The sequence below is a fragment of the Endobacterium panacihumi genome (genome assembly GCF_050847465.1).
GTDB classification, from domain to species: Bacteria; Pseudomonadota; Alphaproteobacteria; order Rhizobiales; family Rhizobiaceae; genus Neorhizobium; species Neorhizobium panacihumi.
In genome coordinates this window covers 1,690,596-1,707,168 of record NZ_JBOZRA010000001.1, presented here as the reverse complement: position 1 = coordinate 1,707,168, position 16,573 = coordinate 1,690,596, and the positions used below count along the sequence as shown (strand labels likewise).

At 60.8% G+C, this 16,573-nt stretch carries 17 protein-coding genes, 1 tRNA gene and 1 pseudogene; 11 read left to right on the top strand and 8 right to left on the bottom strand.

The features are described 5' to 3' along the window. Positions 1-83: 83 nt before the first annotated feature. Complete coding sequence (locus tag ACRQ1B_RS08515; RefSeq protein ID WP_432293184.1) at positions 84-1,361, top strand: DUF1963 domain-containing protein; 1,278 nt, start codon at positions 84-86, stop codon at positions 1,359-1,361. Positions 1,362-1,427: 66 nt separating this feature from the next. Here the strand turns inward: ACRQ1B_RS08515 and ACRQ1B_RS08510 are convergent, their stop codons facing one another. Beyond that, positions 1,428-2,636 (bottom strand): adenylosuccinate synthetase, encoded by a 1,209-nt coding sequence (locus ACRQ1B_RS08510; protein WP_432293183.1) that lies wholly within the window; start codon positions 2,634-2,636, stop codon positions 1,428-1,430. Between the two features lie 244 nt (positions 2,637-2,880). After that, a complete protein-coding gene (locus ACRQ1B_RS08505) occupies positions 2,881-3,786 on the bottom strand; it encodes a hypothetical protein (protein ID WP_432293182.1) in 906 nt (301 codons plus the stop codon). 200 nt (positions 3,787-3,986) lie between these two features. Here ACRQ1B_RS08505 and ACRQ1B_RS08500 point away from each other — a divergent pair, with 200 nt between their 5' ends. The 3 genes from ACRQ1B_RS08500 (at position 3,987) to ACRQ1B_RS08490 (ending at position 5,619) form a co-directional block, all read left to right on the top strand. After that, positions 3,987-4,655: an NUDIX hydrolase gene (locus ACRQ1B_RS08500; protein WP_432293181.1), complete on the top strand. Its 669-nt coding sequence runs from the start codon at positions 3,987-3,989 to the stop codon at positions 4,653-4,655. 101 nt (positions 4,656-4,756) lie between these two features. Then, positions 4,757-5,140, top strand: a complete 384-nt coding sequence (locus ACRQ1B_RS08495) for a hypothetical protein (RefSeq protein WP_432293180.1) — start codon at positions 4,757-4,759, stop codon at positions 5,138-5,140. 41 nt (positions 5,141-5,181) lie between these two features. Continuing rightward, on the top strand, positions 5,182-5,619 hold the full coding sequence (locus tag ACRQ1B_RS08490; RefSeq protein WP_432293179.1) for a DUF411 domain-containing protein: 438 nt from the start codon (positions 5,182-5,184) through the stop codon (positions 5,617-5,619). 57 nt (positions 5,620-5,676) lie between these two features. Here ACRQ1B_RS08490 and ACRQ1B_RS08485 read toward each other — a convergent pair whose 3' ends face one another. Beyond that, positions 5,677-6,522, bottom strand: coding sequence for a universal stress protein (locus ACRQ1B_RS08485; protein ID WP_432293178.1), 846 nt, complete (start codon positions 6,520-6,522; stop codon positions 5,677-5,679). Between the two features lie 112 nt (positions 6,523-6,634). Then, positions 6,635-7,408 carry a competence/damage-inducible protein A gene (locus tag ACRQ1B_RS08480; RefSeq protein ID WP_432293177.1) on the bottom strand — a complete coding sequence of 258 codons (774 nt, stop codon included), beginning with the start codon at positions 7,406-7,408 and terminating at the stop codon, positions 6,635-6,637. Between the two features lie 309 nt (positions 7,409-7,717). Here ACRQ1B_RS08480 and wrbA point away from each other — a divergent pair, with 309 nt between their 5' ends. Next, the gene (gene wrbA, locus ACRQ1B_RS08475) at positions 7,718-8,314 is read left to right on the top strand and encodes an NAD(P)H:quinone oxidoreductase type IV (RefSeq protein ID WP_432293176.1); all 597 of its coding nucleotides are present in this window, start codon (positions 7,718-7,720) and stop codon (positions 8,312-8,314) included. An 85-nt stretch (positions 8,315-8,399) separates the two neighbouring features. On the opposite strand, the gene ACRQ1B_RS08470 is transcribed toward wrbA, so the two are convergent. After that, positions 8,400-8,633 carry a DUF6894 family protein gene (locus ACRQ1B_RS08470; RefSeq protein WP_432293175.1) on the bottom strand — a complete coding sequence of 78 codons (234 nt, stop codon included), beginning with the start codon at positions 8,631-8,633 and terminating at the stop codon, positions 8,400-8,402. A gap of 160 nt (positions 8,634-8,793) precedes the next feature. Between ACRQ1B_RS08470 and ACRQ1B_RS08465 the strand changes: the two genes are divergently transcribed. After that, positions 8,794-8,878 (top strand) — tRNA-Leu (locus tag ACRQ1B_RS08465). A 62-nt stretch (positions 8,879-8,940) separates the two neighbouring features. Here ACRQ1B_RS08465 and ACRQ1B_RS08460 read toward each other — a convergent pair. Further along, a pseudogene (locus ACRQ1B_RS08460) lies at positions 8,941-9,108 on the bottom strand (type II toxin-antitoxin system HicB family antitoxin); the annotation flags it as partial. 204 nt (positions 9,109-9,312) lie between these two features. Here ACRQ1B_RS08460 and ilvA point away from each other — a divergent pair. The 3 genes from ilvA (at position 9,313) to ACRQ1B_RS08445 (ending at position 13,105) form a co-directional block, all read left to right on the top strand. Then, positions 9,313-10,563, top strand: coding sequence for a threonine ammonia-lyase (gene ilvA / locus ACRQ1B_RS08455; protein ID WP_432293174.1), 1,251 nt, complete (start codon positions 9,313-9,315; stop codon positions 10,561-10,563). A gap of 75 nt (positions 10,564-10,638) precedes the next feature. Then, the gene (locus ACRQ1B_RS08450; protein ID WP_432293173.1) at positions 10,639-10,962 is read left to right on the top strand and encodes an HlyU family transcriptional regulator; all 324 of its coding nucleotides are present in this window, start codon (positions 10,639-10,641) and stop codon (positions 10,960-10,962) included. A gap of 178 nt (positions 10,963-11,140) precedes the next feature. After that, positions 11,141-13,105, top strand: a complete 1,965-nt coding sequence (locus tag ACRQ1B_RS08445) for a putative bifunctional diguanylate cyclase/phosphodiesterase (RefSeq protein ID WP_432293172.1) — start codon at positions 11,141-11,143, stop codon at positions 13,103-13,105. A 93-nt stretch (positions 13,106-13,198) separates the two neighbouring features. On the opposite strand, the gene ACRQ1B_RS08440 is transcribed toward ACRQ1B_RS08445, so the two are convergent. Next, a complete protein-coding gene (locus ACRQ1B_RS08440) occupies positions 13,199-13,813 on the bottom strand; it encodes an FMN-dependent NADH-azoreductase (RefSeq protein WP_432293171.1) in 615 nt (204 codons plus the stop codon). 149 nt (positions 13,814-13,962) lie between these two features. Here ACRQ1B_RS08440 and ACRQ1B_RS08435 point away from each other — a divergent pair, with 149 nt between their 5' ends. Both ACRQ1B_RS08435 and ACRQ1B_RS08430 read left to right on the top strand, forming a co-directional pair. Beyond that, positions 13,963-14,928, top strand: coding sequence for a LysR family transcriptional regulator (locus ACRQ1B_RS08435; protein WP_432293170.1), 966 nt, complete (start codon positions 13,963-13,965; stop codon positions 14,926-14,928). A gap of 196 nt (positions 14,929-15,124) precedes the next feature. After that, positions 15,125-15,682, top strand: a complete 558-nt coding sequence (locus tag ACRQ1B_RS08430; protein ID WP_432293169.1) for a DUF2087 domain-containing protein — start codon at positions 15,125-15,127, stop codon at positions 15,680-15,682. 381 nt (positions 15,683-16,063) lie between these two features. Here the strand turns inward: ACRQ1B_RS08430 and ACRQ1B_RS08425 are convergent, their stop codons facing one another. Beyond that, complete coding sequence (locus tag ACRQ1B_RS08425) at positions 16,064-16,456, bottom strand: acyl-CoA thioesterase (RefSeq protein WP_432293168.1); 393 nt, start codon at positions 16,454-16,456, stop codon at positions 16,064-16,066. Between the last annotated feature and the right edge of the window lie 117 nt (positions 16,457-16,573).

Here is a 16,573-nt window from a genome sequence, read left to right as displayed (position 1 = left end):
GCGCAACACGCCTGCCTCGACTTGATTCCTACGTGCGAGTCACGGCACTGCTGTCACCCTGCGAACAGCCCGAGGAGCCGATCATGTCCCGCCGTATCCATCTCGCTCTCGCCGGCAGCCTGTTTGCCTGCGTTTCCGTTTTCGGCCATGCAGCAGCACTTGCGCAGGAGGGGGATGAGGTCATCGCCCTGCCATCCTCCAGAGATGAATTGTCCGATCGGTTGACCGAGGCGGGCATGTCGGCAGAAGGCGTTGCGGCGATCGTCAAGGTGGCGCGTGACGCTCTTGTGCTGGACACCAAGCCTGCCGACGAGACAGTGATGGCGCCGGGCGCCTCCAAGGTGGGTGGTCTGCCGGATCTGCCCAAGGGTGCCGTATGGCCGGTGCGGCCGGCCTATGACAATGCCCACGAACTGGCGGAACAATTTACCGCCGATGCCGCTAATTTTTATGCGGATGCGGGCCAGGTGCCGCCATGGGTGCCGGAAGCCGAGGGCAAGGCCTTTGCAGAGGAGCGCAAGCGCGCCAACGAGGAAGCGAGGGCTGCAGCGCTGAAAATCATGAAGGAGGCCGGCGCCGAGGTGAATGAAGCCGATCTGGCCGGTGTCGGTGGTCTGCCGCCGGATGTGGCCGTCAAGGCTGCGGTCGAACAGCGGTTGCTCGCCGAAAATGTGGTCAAGCCGTTTCCGCTGCCGTTTATCGCGCAGGTGGATCTGGCGGCTCTGGCGGGCGAGGCCGGTTTTGACAAGGCCCTGCCGACCACCGGCCGACTTCTGTTCTTCTACGACATGCCGGTCCTGCCGGCGAGTTATGAGCCGCGCGGCAAGGCCGGCTGGAAACTCATTTATGACGATACGCCGGTCGCGGATCTGGAGCGCAAGCCACTGCCGAAGGAACTGGCCGATTTTCCCGGCAATGCCAGTTTGAAGCCTGCAACGATCACGCCGCGTTCCGTGGTGACGACGGTGCCGGTCGGTGATAGCGGTTGGGACACGGTGGGCGAGATCAGCGGTGACGACACCTCGATCTATTCGCAATGGCTGTTTTCGCTGGGCTGGCCGACTGCGGCTGAGGGCGGCAATCACCAGCTTGGCGGCTGGCCGCGCGCCATCCAGTCCGGCATGCAGGCGATGAGCCAGCTGGCTTCGAACGGCGTTTATGCCGGTGATGGTTCGGCTTTCCAGACGGAGGAAGGCAAGCGGCTGATGGCGGCGGCCAAGGTCTGGCGGCTGGTGCTGCAGATCGGCACCGACGAGGCGACCGGCTATCCGTTTCCCGGCGCGCTTTATGTGCTGATGCGCGAAGAGGATCTGGCTGCGCGCAACTTCGACAAGGCCTGGGTGGTTTACGAGCAGGATTGAGCGGGAGCGTATTGCTCCCGCCCGTCTTGCGTCAGGACGCAGAGGCGTCAGGCGCTGGGCGCTCCATCACGCCGCTACGTCCACGTTCCTGCCAACATCGTCACGGCTCGGCCCCCAGCTTTCGGCCACGAGCGGCAGGGCGACCGCCTGCGCGGTTTCGTAGGCCGCATCGGCGGGATCGAACATCTGCACGGCGTCGCCATCCGTGACGGTAAAGGCGCCTTCCGCCTGGTCGAGGCAGGTGACGGCGAGGCCAGCATTCACCGAAACACCCTTGCGGGGCAGGGCGAGATCATTCGCAATCGCATCCCGCAATACGCCGAGATCGAGCGGGGCGAGGCGCAAGGTGCCCTGCCAGTCGTTCGGCGCGTTTGTGGGGTCGATGACGCGGATGTTTTCAAGCGTCTGCGTTTCTCCCTTCAGCGGTCCGGCGCCGTGGCGGGTGGCGTAGATGCGGGTCGCATAGGTGACGTCGAGTTTTTCGATGCCGGCTTCCGTTGCGATGGCCAGCATGTTGGCGAGCCCGGTATTCGAGCGGGTGACATGCGGGAAGGCGCCAAAATCCTGATCAAGCAGCAAGCCCTGCGCGGCTTCGAAAATTACCGGCCCAAGCTGCGCCAGACGCCGGTCGGGCCAGAGCGAGACGTGATCGAGCGTGGCGTCGCAATCCTCGATGAAGCGCCGCAGCGTGGCTTCGGCCTTGAGCGCTGTCGCCAGTTCATCGGGCAGGGTGGTGAGCCCAAGCGTTTCAAGCCGCTGCGGCACCCATTGATCGCGGATGGCGATAAGGCGGGCCTTGAGGTCGGGGCGAAAAAGGTCGCGCATGGTGAGCGTGAATTGCGGGCGCAGGTTGCGCTCGATCGTTTCGCCAAAACCGAGGCCGCAGCTGCCGTGGCGGTCAACACCACGCGCCATTTCGACCGCCTGGTTGATGATGACGTCATAGGGTGTGGTGACCAGCACTTCGGGGTCGCTGGTGAGGCGAGGGCGGTAGCCAATATTGTCGAGCGCCGTCAGTTCATCGAGCAGCAGCATCGGCTGAGCGACGAAAAAACGGCTGAAATGCGTGGCGGCACCCGCAAACGTGCCCGAACCGACATGGTGAAACACATGCCGCCGGCCGTTTGGTGCGATGACGGTGTGCCCGGCCTGCGCGCCGCCATTGCTGCGGACGACGACCGCGTTCTGGGTGGCGGCGGCCAAGCGGTCGACCACCAATCCCTTGCCTTCGTCTCCATAGGCGGCGCCGATGACAGCCTGTGCGCGGATGGTCATGGCTATTGTCTCCTTGTGTTGGGGAATGTGGTGTGGAGGAGTGGGTGGCTTGCCTCTTCTCCCCGCCTGCGGGGAGAAGGTCCGGAGCGACAGCGAGGGGATGAGGGGCACTCGCGGGCGCTGAGGGTGAGGCTTTTGCCCCTCATCCGCCTGCCGGCACCTACCGGGGACGGGTCGCTTGCCCCGTCCCGTCCTCCGGACCCCCGTAAACGGGGAGAAGGGACCATGCCGCATCCTCGAGGCTTCAAAAGAAATTCAAGAACCGTCTCTTCGGCTGTGTCCGCACCGCCTTGGCAATCACGCTGCCGGCGTCACCGCCCCAGCTGGCGGCGACATCCTCGGCGTCGCGGCCCTCGTTGATCTCGATGATCGAGACCACCAGTTCGGCGAGCCTGCGATAATCCTCCAGCACGAAGGTGCGGCCGGGCAGGAGCGGTTCCCACGTTTCCAGCACCTTCGACATCCGCATCGACGCGTAACCCTCGCGGATGACGATGTGGAAGACATCGTAATATCTTTGCGCGAGTTCCAGGCACTGGCGGGCGCTCAAGCCCTGGCGCGGGCCTTCCGTGCCAAAGATGCGGGTGATCTGCGGGCCGGTGAGTCCGTCGAGGATCGGTTCGTCGCCGATGGTGAAGAGGTACCCCTTGCGGCCGCGCTTCTCATAGGCGTCGGTCGTGGTCTTCAGCGCCGCGAGCAGGTGGGCGGCGCTGTAACTTTCGCCGTCATTGCCGCCACCGCCGCCTTCCAGCCACAGGCCACGGATCTGGCTGGCGAGCGAGATATCGGCCTCGAACTGGGTGGCCTGCAGGGGCGCGCTGTCGCAGGTGGCGTCGCCGATAGCCGCGACCATGATGTGCGGGTCGGTGACCGGGCGGCGGTCGTAGATTTCCGAGGTGAGCGTCACCAGTCCGTTGCGCATCAGTTCATGGGCGATCATGCCCATCGAGCCGGTGACGTCGGCGGCCAGGATGATCGGCGTCGACAGCGGATTAAAATCGCTGTCGCGGCTTTCGCGATATCCGAACCGGGCAGGGTCGAACTTGGGGTCCATGCCGGTTGCGCCAAACACTTCCGAACGACTGCGACCGTTGACGTGGCGCGCATTGTAATCGGCCCAGTCGGCCGTGCTGAAACGTCCCATACCCATGGCAACACTCCTTTGCTTCTGCCTTCGGTTTTTGCGGACGGTGGCTGCGGTTTCTTGTGTGAGGTCGCTGTCCTGCCGTCGAGCAATGATATAAACTTGCAAAATGTATTTTGCAAGTTGCATGTTGCAAATTGTCGTTTTTTGTTCGGCCGGGTATGAGGGAAGGGAGATCGGGAATGCGGGCGAGGGGATTGCAACATATGGCGGAAGCGGACTTTCCAAGGCCGATCGTAACGGTGGATATCGTGCTCCTGACCTTGCGTGAGGAAAGGCTTCACGTTGCGTTACTTCCCCGTGCCGCCGAGCCTTTTGCCGGTGTGCCGGCGTTGATCGGCGGTTATGTGCATATTGAGGAGGACGCGGATGCGGAGGCAGCCGTTGCCCGCATCCTGAAGGTCAAAGCGGGGCTGACCGGCATCTTTTTCGAGCAGCTGCAAACCTTTGCGTCAGCGGATCGCGATCCGCGCGACTGGTCCGTTTCGATCGCCTATTTCGCGCTGGTGCCGCAGGATGTGCTGGACGATGCCGGGGTGGCGCTGGAATTGCGACCGGCCGATTCCTTCGGTGATTTGCCGTTCGACCATGCCGATATCATCCGGGCGGCACTGGAGCGTCTGCGCGGCAAGGGCGCCTATTCCACCATTCCGGCACGGCTGCTGCCGGAGGTTTTTACCATGTCGGAGCTACAGGCGATCTATGAGACGGTGATGGGCGAAAGGCTGGACCAGAGCGCCTTTCGCCGCAAGATCAACGATCTCAACCTGCTGGAAGAGGTGGAGGGCGAAAAGCGCCAGACCGAACGGGCGCGGCGACCGACGACGCTTTACCGGCTCAAAACCCCGCTTGCGGTTTTCGACCGGCGTATCTGACGGCGTTGTTGCCGCTGACGGCTTGACGATCGAAAACTTGCGCGGTTTTGTCTCTGGTCGCGCAGCTTCATTCGCCCGTGCGATGGTGACATCATGCCGGCATGGTCATCGTGATGCGCTTTGCCGTTCTGTTCATGGCCGTGCTGCTTCTGGCGCACGGGCTGACGACGGCTGACGACAGGCCGGTCATGCATGTGCACAGCGTTCCCGAGCTTGAAAGGGCGCTGACCCATGACCCGGTCGCCGTTCATGCGGCGCGTGGCGGCAAGCAGTGCCGCGAGACGGGCTGCACGATTGCGGCAAGCCAGAGTGCGTGGGCCGTTATGCCGATGATCGTGCCGGACCTGCCGCAAGCCCAACCGTTCATGACCAGCTGCTGTTTCTGGCCCCAGGCCGAGCAGCGCCTTGTCATCCTGTTTTCCACGCCGCCGGTGCCGCCTCCCAAATCTCCCGTCTTCGAAACGACAGGCGCCTTTGTCGCCTGAAATTCTGACTGAGAAATTTCGAAAATGATGGAGATATCGCGATGAAACCGAGATCGATGATGGCTGCGCTTGTTTTGGCGCTGATGACGGCCGTATCCGCGCAGGCTGGGGACATGGTGGTCTATAAAGGACCCGCCTGTGGCTGCTGCGAGAGATGGGCAAAGGCACTCGAAGCCGCTGGCCTGCCTTTGCGCATGGAAGAGGTGGAAGACATGGATGCCGTCAAAGCCAGGTGGGGCGTGCCGGAAGAGACCTGGAGCTGCCACACCGCAGTGGCCGACGGTTATGTTTTCGAAGGGCATGTACCGTTGAAGGCGGTGCAGCGCGTTCTGAAGGAAAAGCCGGATATCATCGGTATCGCGGTGCCAGGCATGCCGGTCGGCTCGCTTGGCATGGGAGATGACCCCAAGGCCTCCTATGATGTGGTTGCGATCGGCAAGGATGGTCGGCAGTCGGTGTATATGGAGGTGCGGCCGTAAGGAGCCTGCAACGCTTTCCCTTCTCCCCGCAAAACGGGGAGAAGGAGACGCTCTCCCTTACCGCGACAGCAGCGTCAGCGCCGTCATCGAATCGAGCAATGTGCGGGTGACGCCGCCAAACAGCACTTCCCACCAGCGGGCATGGCCGTAACCGCCCATCACCAGCAGATCGACGCTCGAATCGGCAAGCCGATTTTCGATCGCCGCCGAGGCCTTGATGCCGCTTGTATGTTCGGTGCGAAGCGTGACGTTGACGCCGTGGCGGGCAAGCGTGGCGGCAAGTTCGACGCCGGCCATGTCCGGCATCTGGCCAGAGGTTTCCGGCGGATCGACGCAGAAGATTTCCACGCTTTCGGCATTTTTCAGGAAGGGCAGGGCATCGAATGTGGCGCGGGTGGCCTCGCGCGAACCGTTCCAGGCAATCAGCACACGGCGGATAGGCTGCGGCTGTTTGATGGTGCGCGGCACCAGCAGCATCGGCCGGCCGCTTTCGAACAGAAAAGCTTCGAGATCGGCGCGATTGTCCGGCCCGCCTTCGGGCGGATTGCCCTGGCTGGCAACGATCAGATCCACCGCGCGGGCGCTCTCGATGACATTGCCGGAGGCGTAACCATTGGCCGAAACAAAGCTGCGCCATTCCGACGGCAGGCCCTGGGCTTCGATGCGCTGGCGAAAAATCTTTTCGACCGAGGCCGTCTCGCGCTGGGCGGCTTCCTGCAGAACCTGCACGGCGGCGGGATCGGGAATTTCCATCGGCGCGATCAGCGGAACGGCGGCCAGCGTTTCGGCATGGACACCGACGATATGCGCGGAAAACCGCTCAGACAGGAAGCTGGCGAAATCGCTGATCTGTACGGCGCTGGCCGGATCATCGAGTACGGCCATGATGGTCTTGTAGCTCATTGTGGTGCCTCCTCATCTGTCGGGATTTTTTGACCCGTTCTGATGATGAACGTGGGTCGCGGTGGACCGCTGGTCAAGGCGGGCCGCGCAGGAGGGAGCGGCGAAAAGACGATCAGGCATCCGGCGAGGGATTGGCCGCGATATGGCGACTGTTCAGTTCCACGATCATTCCTTCAACGGCCGCCGCTGCGGCATCGAGCGGCGCCGTTTCGCGGGCGCGTACAATCAGTTCGGTGGAAAAACGCTGGCCATCATATTTGGGATAGGAGCCGATGCTGGTCTCCGGATGTGCCTTCTGGATGGCGGCGAGAAGCGTGCCGATATCGCCTTCGCCATAAGGGCAGGGGATGGCGCGCGACAGCATTTTTGCCCCTGTCCGCAGCATGGGCAGGACATTGTCGACCATGGCCTGAAACACCTGCGGCACGCCGGCCATGACATAGACGTTTTCAACGATGAAGCCGGGCGCGGTCGAGACCGGGTTGGGGATGTGCGTGGCACCCTGCGGCATGCGCGCCATGCGCTGGCGGGCTTCCGTGAACTCCATCTCGCGGCGCTTGTACATCTCGGCAAGCAGCGTCATCGCCGCCGGATCGTGGATGCAGGGCAGGCCAAAAGCCTTCGCCACCGAATCGGCGGTGATATCGTCATGCGTAGGGCCGATGCCGCCGGAGGTGAAGACATAATCGTAACGGCTGCGCAGCGCATTCAGCGCCTCGACGATGGCATCCTCCTCGTCGGCGACGATGCGCACTTCCTTGAGGTCGATGCCGGAAAGCGTCAGCAGATCAGCGAGATGGCCGATATTCTTGTCCTTGGTACGGCCGGACAAAAGCTCGTCGCCGATGGCAAGCATGGCGGCGGTAACGGTGGTGGACTGGCTCATATGGAATACTCGTGCGGGAATGATGGGGTGACGTTAGCGCGCCCGATCACGAATGCAAGCCGCAGCGAAACATGGTCTTGCATTCTGCAAATGATGAACAAGATCTCTCTTCGTTGTTCATGAAAAGTGGACACTGCGTGCTGAAACCACTGTCTGGCCGCGCTGTGCCGTCTCCGTTAGCTTGCCTCCATACGGATGTTACAGGGCAGGCCGATGATTATCGAGTTTTTGAAAATGCTGCTCGGCGGCGCGCCGGATGCAGCATCGACAGCCGATCCAACCTCAACCCCAATCAGGGAAGCGAAAAAAATGGCAAAAGTTCTGGTCCTCTATTACTCCGCCTATGGCCATATCGAAGCGATGGCCTATGCCGTTGCCGAAGGCGCCAAGTCGGCCGGTGCCGACGTGACGGTCAAGCGCGTGCCGGAACTGGTGCCGGAAGAGGTGGCAAAGTCCTCGCATTTCAAGCTGGATCAGGCTGCCCCGATCGCAACTCCGGACGAACTGGCGGACTATGATGCGATCATCGTCGGTGCCGGAACGCGTTTTGGCACGGTTGCCTCGCAGATGCGCAATTTCTGGGATCAGACGGGTGGCCTATGGGCGGGCGGCAAGCTGGTCGGCAAGGTCGGTTCGGTGTTCACCTCTTCGGCCACCCAGCACGGCGGCCAGGAATCGACGATCCTCGGGTTCATCCCGACGCTCCTTCACCACGGCATGGCTGTCGTCGGCCTGCCTTATGCCTTCCAGGGTCAGATGGGTGTTGAAGCCGTGAAGGGTGGCTCGCCTTACGGCGCCTCCACCATCACTGACGGCGACGGTTCGCGCATGCCTTCGGACGTCGAACTGGAAGCTGCCAAATATCAGGGTGCGCATGTGGCGAAGATCGCCGCCAAGCTGGCCTGATCGGCTCGTAACCTTTCACTTGCCAATCTGTCAAAAGGAGCGCGGCAGCGATGTCGCGCTCCTTGTATTTTGTTTTATGGGCGAACTACATCACGACCGCATCGGCATATTCGATATCGAATGAAAAGCGCATGCTTCCGACCTTGCGGCGTCTGTCGTCCCGCACGGTGATCGAGACGTTGTCGGGCGGCGGAAAGCTGCGGCAGGCAAATTTGCTCAGCGCGTTCAGCCCGTCATTCATCGCCGCATGGGCATTGGCGGCGTCGATTTCGACTTCGGCTTCCTTGCCGTCGGAAATATGCAGATAGAATCTGGGCATGATTTCTCCGTTGCGAAAAGAATAACTTCAGGCAAACGGAAATGCGACGATAAGGTTGCTAATATAAGCTGTGTGCGACGACCGGGCACGCGTGGAAATGCGCGTGATTTTAAAACGCGCTGTTGACTGTGAGGCGTATGTGCCTGAAAAGACACGTCACGCGGACGTGGCGAAACTGGTAGACGCAAGAGACTTAAAATCTCTCGACTTCGGTCTTGCGGGTTCGATCCCCGCCGTCCGCACCAGATTTTCTTGCTTGTTTTCCAATGTCGATGAGAACTGCGATCGTAGTGGCATCGGCGTTTTCAGGATCGGCCAATATTTCGTCCAGGCTGGACGGAGCTAGGATCGCTTGCCCGTCTTCATGCATTCCACGGACGTGAAGCTCGAGTGCTTCGGCTGCCATGCGTTTCGCATCCTCAAGATCGACCCCGGCAGTGACGGCACCGGGAAAGTCCGGGAACGAAACGCCCAAGTCGCTGCTGGCATCCTTGTGAATGACACCAATCTATTCGGGCATGTCTCAATCTCCGTAGGGTTGTATTGAGATGGTATCATGCCATGACAAAATTATCTTCGGTACTGCAACCGTACCGCTCGGTTCGCAATTATCCTTTTGTCTTGCGCGCCGTTGTGGCATAGCCGCTGCAACACGGAAGTCGTCAGGGAGTGCCAAGTCTTGGATAAAGTCGCGGTTGCGGATGCGAAGGTGGCCATGCGGGAAATCTTTCCCGAGACGCCGCTGCAGCTCAACGAACATTTGAGCCGCCGGTACGGCGCCGAAATCTGGCTGAAGCGCGAGGACTTGTCGCCCGTCCGTTCCTACAAGATTCGCGGCGCCTTCAATTTCATGCGCAAGGCGGTCGAACAGCACGGCCGTGACCGCGTGTTCGTCTGCGCATCCGCCGGCAATCATGCGCAGGGTTTTGCTTTCGTCTGCCGTCATTTCGAGGTGCAGGGCGTGGTCTTCATGCCGGTGACGACGCCGCAGCAGAAGATCGACAAGACTCGCATGTTCGGCGGCGCCTTCATCCAGATCCGTCTGGTCGGCGACATTTTTGACCAGTGCTATGCGGCCGCCCGCGAGCATGTGGAGACGACGGGCGCCATGATGGTGCCGCCCTTCGATGACGCCGATATCATCGAGGGTCAGGCGACGGTTGCGGCGGAAGTGATGGACCAGCTGCCGAGCGGTTCGGTGCCGGATCTCGTTATCCTGCCGGTCGGCGGCGGTGGTTTGGCCTCGGGCGCGACCGGTTTCCTGAAGGGTGTCGTGGAACCGCAAAATTTTCTGTTCGTCGAGCCGGAAGGCGCACCGAGCCTGAAAAAATCGCTGCTGGCCGGCGAGCCGGTGACGCTGCCGAAGGTCGATAATTTTGTCGATGGCGCGGCCGTTGCACGTATCGGCACTCTGAATTTCGAGCGACTGAAGGGTTTTCCGCCGGAACAGGTAAAACTAATCGCCGAAAACGCCATCTGCGTGACGATCACCGAAATGCTCAATCTCGAAGGCGTGGTTCTGGAGCCGGCCGGTGCCCTGTCGATCCGCGCTCTTGAAGAGCTGGGACCGGACAGGCTGGCAGGCAAGACGGTGGTCTGCGTGGTCTCGGGCGGCAATTTCGATTTCGAGCGCCTGCCGGATGTGAAGGAGCGCGCCATGCGCTTTTCCGGCCTGAAGAAGTATTTCATTTTGCGACTGCCGCAACGACCCGGCGCGCTGCGCGATTTCCTCAACATGCTTGGCCCGGACGATGATATTGCCCGTTTCGAATACCTCAAGAAATCAGCCCGCAATTTTGGTTCGATCCTGATCGGTATCGAAACGACGGCGCCGGAAAATTTTGTCGGCCTGTTTCAGCGTTTCGAAGCGGCGGGCCTCGGTTATGAAGACATCACCGAGAATGAAATTCTGGCCAACCTGATCATTTGATCGCTGTCGACAACGGGCGGAAGCTGCGGCAATCCGTGGCTTCCGGCATCATCAACTGTGTGATAGACAACCGCCATGACTTCATTTCTTTCCAATATTCTTTCGATGTTTTCCTCCGGTGACGCGCCAAAAGCTGCGGCCGGTCCGGCTGTCGAGCCGCAGGAACATGCGGGCTGCATGATCCATCCGGCACCGATCAAGGAAGGCAGCCAGTACCGCTTGGCCGGCCGTATCGAAAAGCAGGTCGGCGAGACCGTTCTGGTGCGCACCTTCATCCGCGCCGACATGTTCACCTCGATGGACGATGCGGTGGAAAGCACATTCCGCAAGGCGCGTCAGATCATCGATCAGAACGGTGCCTCGCTGTTTTCCGACGGTGCCCCGGAGCGCTCCGCCTGATCGGCTGACGCAGCAACCGCTGCCGTAACGTAAGTCAATCTCCGCTCTCACGGAAAAGTCAGCAACAGGTTTGATCCCGTTGCCGAAATCGCTGATTCCTGCAATCTCGCGATCACCCAATATTAAGGCCTTGGCCGTACCTTCCGCTCATCTTGTCACTTGAGTTGTCGGTCCGCTGATGCGAGCACGTTGCACACATATAGGCTGGTTTGCGCTTGGCCTTCTTGCCTGCACGGCGCCGCAGGCGCTTGCGGCTGCGACTGACGCACCGGCAATGGGCTCTTCGACTGGTTCGATCCTCTCCGACCTTTACTGGGGCCTGGGCATCAGTGCGGTTGCCTTTGCCGGCATTGGCTGGCTGATCCCGGGTCGAAAGGCCTGGACGCTGGCAGCCTTTCAGCGCAAGAAACAGAAGAAAAACGCAGCCGGCGATGATAGCGAGCGCGTGGCCGCCCTTGCCAGCGCCACGTTCGAAGCGATCATCATCCATCGGGACGGCATCGTCATCGACGGCAATCCGCAACTGGCGAAACTGCTGGGGCGGTCGCCGAGAGATCTGCCCGGTACAAGCATTTACGATTTTCTCCGCGACGGGCCCGACATCGATGTCGCGACGGTAACCACCTTCAACGACGACACCATCCATGAACTCGTGCTGGTCGCCGAGAATGGTGAACACATTCCTGTGCAGGCGCGTGGGCGAGATATCCTTTATCACGGCCAGCGGGCGCGTGTCGGATGTTTCGTCGACCTGCGGGAGCGCAAGGAGGCTGAACAACGTATCCGCCATCTGGCGCAGCATGATGTTTTGACCGGCCTGCCGAACCGCGCACTGTTTGCCGAGCGTGTGGCGGAGTTGAGCGCGCGCGGCGCAAGCTTTGCCATCGCCATGGTCGATATCGATCGCTTCAAGGACGTCAACGACGGCCACGGCCACCATGCCGGTGACACGGTGATCCGTGAGACGGCAGCGCGTTTGCAGCGGCTGCTTGGCCCTCATGATCTGGTCGCTCGACTGGGTGGCGACGAGTTCGCGGTAATCCTGGCCAACACACATTTCAGCTTCCAGATCGAGGATTTCGGTCATCGCCTGCTGGCCGGCATGGCCGAGCCGATCGAGATCGCTTCAGGAGAGAGGCTGCAGCTCGACGTCAGCATCGGCGGAGCGCTTTGCCCGGAACATGCCGCCGACCTCGATGGACTGGTCGGCAAGGCCGATATCGCGCTTTTCCATGCCAAGCAGCAGGGGCTTGGCGCAAGTCTCGTGTTCAAGCCGGGCATGAACGAGGCCATCGAAAAGCGGCGTGCGCTGGAAGCGGATCTGGATCTTGCCATCGCGCGTGGTGAGTTCGAACTTTATTTGCAGCCACGTGTCGATGCGGTCACTGCCGATATCGTTGCTTACGAGGCGCTGTTGCGCTGGAACCATCCGCAGCGCGGCCTCGTCTCGCCGGGTGAATTCATTCCGGTCGCCGAAGCGTCGGGCCAGATCGTGGCGCTTGGCGAATGGGTGATCGCGGAGGCTTGCCGCCTGAGCCATGGGCTGGAAGGGCGGCGCATCAGCGTCAATGTCAGTCCGCTGCAGTTCCGCGAAAGCCGGTTCCTGGTCCGCCTCGGCGAGATGCTGAGGGAGACCGGTGCTCAGGCTTCGCAGATAGAGCTGGAAATCACCGAAAGCGTTTTGATCGAAGACGACAAGCGGGCCTTGCAGGTTCTCGAAGAATTGAAGCGCATGGGGTTTGCCGTGGCGCTTGACGATTTCGGCACCGGTTATTCATCGCTGAGCTACCTCAGCCGTTATCCGTTCGACACGATCAAGATCGACCGCAGTTTCGTCAGCAATCTCGGCGTGATCGACAGCGCGCAGGTCATCGTCCGCTCCATTATCGCGCTCGGCAACGGGCTGGGCATGCAGATCGTCGCCGAAGGCGTTGAAACGATCGAGGAAGCACTGTTCCTGACCCAGGCCGGCTGTGATGAATTGCAGGGGTATCTCCTTGGCCGTCCGGTGCCGGTGCAGGAACGCTTGATGGAAGTGCGCCCAGTGATCGGCATGCAGCTCAAGGGCATGGCCGAAGCGGTGCATCGCGGCAAGACCATGTATGCCGCCCAGGTGGTGGAGCCGGAGCGCCAGGCCGTCTGATCGGGCCGTATCCATAAAAGGACTTCAAATGAAAATGGCGACCGATCTGCATCGGTCGCCATTTTCCGTTTCAGCGGTGGATTTTTTGAAAGATCAGGCAGCCTTGGCCAGCTCGTCAGTGCGTGCGGCAGCCGAGGCAATCGCCTTTTCAAAGGCTTCCGGACCGAATGCCGTGCCTTCGACGAGGATGAATTCCACGTCGTTCATGCCCATGAAAGCCAGAATGGTCTTGAGGTAGGGAACGGCATGGTTCATTGCCGCTGCAGGGCCTTCGCTGTAGATGCCGGCAGACGACAGAACGACGTAGACCTTCTTGTTGGTGGCCAGGCCTTCCGGGCCCTCAGCAGTGTAGCGGAAGGTCATGCCGGCGCGGGCGATCATGTCGATCCACGACTTCAGCGAGGAATAGATGTTGAAGTTGATGAGGCCGGTGGCGATGACGACGGTGTCGGCAGCCAGAAGTTCATTCGTCAGCGTGTCGGATTCGACGACGGCTGCGGCTTCTTCCTGCGTGCGGTCGGCCGGCTGCTTCTTGATGGCCGAGGTGGTGACCGGGTCGAGATGGGCGATCGGGTTCTTGCCAAGGTCGCGGTGAGCAACGGTTGTTGCCGGATTGTTGGCTTTCAACTTATCGACGAACTCGGTGGCCACCTTCGTCGACAGGGATTCGGCGCGCGGGCTGGAGGTGACGAGGAGAATGGACGACATGGACAATTTCCTTGATCGGATTGTGGTTGTTTCTTCGGAGGTTGGGCTGGGATGTCCCGTCCTCGCTTGACGACACAAATAGGCGTGGACACCTATCGAGAGAACCGGGATAATGTCGAAGCTCGTTATCTAAAAAATGGATAGGTCGAATGGACGCCAATCCCACGCTCGATCAGTTGCAGGTTTTTCTGGCCGTGGCCGAAACGGGAAGCTTTTCCGCGGCAGCCCGCAGGCTCAATCGCGCCCAATCGGTGGTCAGCTATACGATCGCCAATCTGGAGGCGCAGCTGGAAATGTCGCTGTTCGAACGCAGCGGCCGCCAGCCGAAGCTGACGGAAGAGGGGCGCGCCATGCTGGCCGATGCCCGCCGCATCGTCGCTGATCTGCAATTGATGCGGGCGCGGGCGAAAAGCATCAAACAGGGACTGGAGGCGGAGCTGACCATGGCGATCTCCGTCATGGTGCCCGCCGATGCGGTTGTCGTTGAACTCAGAGAATTCCGTGCCCGCTTTTCCTCCGTGTCACTCAACCTGCATGTCGGGGAACTCGGCATGGTGATGGACATGGTGTCTTCCGGCCGCGCCGATATCGGCCTGGGTGGCGCGATGTTGAGCAAGGACGATACGCTGGTGGCGGAAAAGATCGGCCATTCCTTCATGCTGCCCGTGGCCGCTTCTGATCATCCTCTCGCGCAGATCGACAGGCCGCTGACGCTGTCCGATGTGCGCGAGGAGGTGCAGATGGTGGTGACCGATGCCTCCGGTCTTACCAATGGCCGCGATTTCAACGTCCTGTCGTTTAAGACATGGCGGGTGAGCGATATCGCCACCAAGCATCAGCTGATCAAGGGCGGGCTTGGCTGGGGTGGTCTGCCGGCTTCGCTTGTCCGTCAGGATCTGGCGGATGGCCGGCTGGTGGCGCTGAAACTCGATGCCTATCAGCAGGGCGAATATCCGCTTTATGCCATGCACAAGGCTTCGCATCCGCTGGGGCCGGCGGCATCCTGGCTGGTCGAGGCTTTCAAGGTACGGCTGTCAAACTGCCCGAACCACAAGGATTTTTCGGACATTCTCGGGTTGGATGAGCCGCGTGTGGTGCGGCTGGCGGCGGAATAGGTCGCTGCCATTCTTGACGGACCCATTGGCTATGGTAGGTATTGCGCACGGTCTGCAGTTCACCGAGGCGTTGCCGTCCCGCAAGGGAAGCTAAACCTGCTTTGATACTTGGAGTTCAGCACTTATCCCGTGCCGACATCGACAAGACGGCGACCATCGATACCTCATGTCAGGAACGGCGCATCGAGGGTAAGTTATGTCCAGAACCATCATTCCGATGGAAGTCGCCGATCTTTCGGCCTTCGCCAAATCCGTGCGCCAGCAGCTTTCCGGATTCGACCATAAGCCCAGCCAGGTGGAAGTTTTGAACCTGCTGTCGAAAGCGGCGGGCTTTCGCAATTACCAGCATTTGCGGGAAAATCAGCAGCGCGCCGATGTGATCAAGGACTGGAGCCTTTCTGCCGATACGGTGGTCGCGCCGGTTTTCGATGAAACACGCGTGGCCCGTACGTTGCGCCTGTTCGATCGTGAAGGACGGATCATCCGCTGGCCGACCAAACGATCGCAGCAGGAATTATGCCTTTGGTATCTGTGGTCGAAAATCCTGCGTGAAACACTGTTTTCGGAGCGCGAGATCAGCGCCTTTCTCGATACGCTTCATACATTTGGCGACGCCGCCTTGCTGCGGCGTGACATGGTCGATCTCGGGCTGATGCGGCGCAATCGCGACGGCAGCGATTACCGCTGGGTGGAAAAGGCACCGCCGCCCGAGTTGGCGCCGCTGCTGAGGCGGATAGCGGAGAGGGCGGCGTAGGCCCGCGCCCCGTCGGTGTCGGTAGCCTGCTAACGGAGATGCGGTGCGATCTTGAACAGATTGGACAGCTGTAAGGTGCCATCCCAATGCAGCGGTATGTCAGATGGGTTGCCGGCCCAACAAGGTCCCTCTTTCCAGCGTCTACGATAATTGCGCAACGACGTGATTATCGTGGATTTGGCAGTGTTGCTTGCTGCGGGGTGGTCGTCAAAGCCCGGTTCCCAAAGACAACATGGGCAGATTGCTGTGCCAATCATGCCACCGGCCTCGTCGTAGGCTGGCCGTGACGCGTAGCCGGGGTAACCGCATGCCGGACAGAGAAGTCTGCCCGACATGTCTGATACATTGAAGCTCGTGTGATCGGGCGTGGGCGGTCTGATCTTATTCGCCCGGCACCGGCGTCGGTTTGCCGTCTTCGTCCAGCGCCACCATGATGAATGTGCCGGCCGTCACTTTTTCCAGCGCGCGGTGGCGGGCGCGTTGTGCCCAGGCCTCGACAGTCAACGTGATCGACGTGCGGCCAACCCTGGCGATCTGTGTGTAGATGTTCAGCGTATCGCCGATCTTGACCGGCAGTTCGAAGGCCATTTCCTTCACCGCTGCGGTGACGACGCGGCCATGGGCGCGCTCAGCGGCGCGGATGCCGCTGGCCAAGTCCATCTGCGCCATGACCCAGCCGCCGAAAATGTCGCCGGCCGGATTGGCGTCGGCGGGCATGGCGAGCGTGCGGAGTGTGAGTTCTCCGGTTGGTGCAGTTTTGGCAGTGTCGGTCATCGTCTGTTCCGGTCTGTTATTATTGTGCGGTGCAATAAATCGCGAGCATAGGCAAGTAATCTTACTTCGGCAAGCGGTGCATATGCCAATTTAACGGGCAAATGCACTTTTACGCGT

Bases quoted from the DNA above. Each gene is read 5' to 3' on its own strand.
- ACRQ1B_RS08515 (WP_432293184.1), top strand. From the start codon at position 84: ATGTCCCGCCGTATCCATCTCGCTCTCGCCGGCAGCCTGTTTGCCTGC.
- ACRQ1B_RS08510 (WP_432293183.1), bottom strand. From the start codon at position 2,636: ATGACCATCCGCGCACAGGCTGTCATCGGCGCCGCCTATGGAGACGAA.
- ACRQ1B_RS08505 (WP_432293182.1), bottom strand. From the start codon at position 3,786: ATGGGTATGGGACGTTTCAGCACGGCCGACTGGGCCGATTACAATGCG.
- ACRQ1B_RS08500 (WP_432293181.1), top strand. From the start codon at position 3,987: ATGGCGGAAGCGGACTTTCCAAGGCCGATCGTAACGGTGGATATCGTG.
- ACRQ1B_RS08495 (WP_432293180.1), top strand. From the start codon at position 4,757: ATGGTCATCGTGATGCGCTTTGCCGTTCTGTTCATGGCCGTGCTGCTT.
- ACRQ1B_RS08490 (WP_432293179.1), top strand. From the start codon at position 5,182: ATGAAACCGAGATCGATGATGGCTGCGCTTGTTTTGGCGCTGATGACG.
- ACRQ1B_RS08485 (WP_432293178.1), bottom strand. From the start codon at position 6,522: ATGAGCTACAAGACCATCATGGCCGTACTCGATGATCCGGCCAGCGCC.
- ACRQ1B_RS08480 (WP_432293177.1), bottom strand. From the start codon at position 7,408: ATGAGCCAGTCCACCACCGTTACCGCCGCCATGCTTGCCATCGGCGAC.
- wrbA (WP_432293176.1), top strand. From the start codon at position 7,718: ATGGCAAAAGTTCTGGTCCTCTATTACTCCGCCTATGGCCATATCGAA.
- ACRQ1B_RS08470 (WP_432293175.1), bottom strand. From the start codon at position 8,633: ATGCCCAGATTCTATCTGCATATTTCCGACGGCAAGGAAGCCGAAGTC.
- ACRQ1B_RS08450 (WP_432293173.1), top strand. From the start codon at position 10,639: ATGACTTCATTTCTTTCCAATATTCTTTCGATGTTTTCCTCCGGTGAC.
- ACRQ1B_RS08445 (WP_432293172.1), top strand. From the start codon at position 11,141: ATGCGAGCACGTTGCACACATATAGGCTGGTTTGCGCTTGGCCTTCTT.
- ACRQ1B_RS08440 (WP_432293171.1), bottom strand. From the start codon at position 13,813: ATGTCGTCCATTCTCCTCGTCACCTCCAGCCCGCGCGCCGAATCCCTG.
- ACRQ1B_RS08435 (WP_432293170.1), top strand. From the start codon at position 13,963: ATGGACGCCAATCCCACGCTCGATCAGTTGCAGGTTTTTCTGGCCGTG.
- ACRQ1B_RS08430 (WP_432293169.1), top strand. From the start codon at position 15,125: ATGTCCAGAACCATCATTCCGATGGAAGTCGCCGATCTTTCGGCCTTC.
- ACRQ1B_RS08425 (WP_432293168.1), bottom strand. From the start codon at position 16,456: ATGACCGACACTGCCAAAACTGCACCAACCGGAGAACTCACACTCCGC.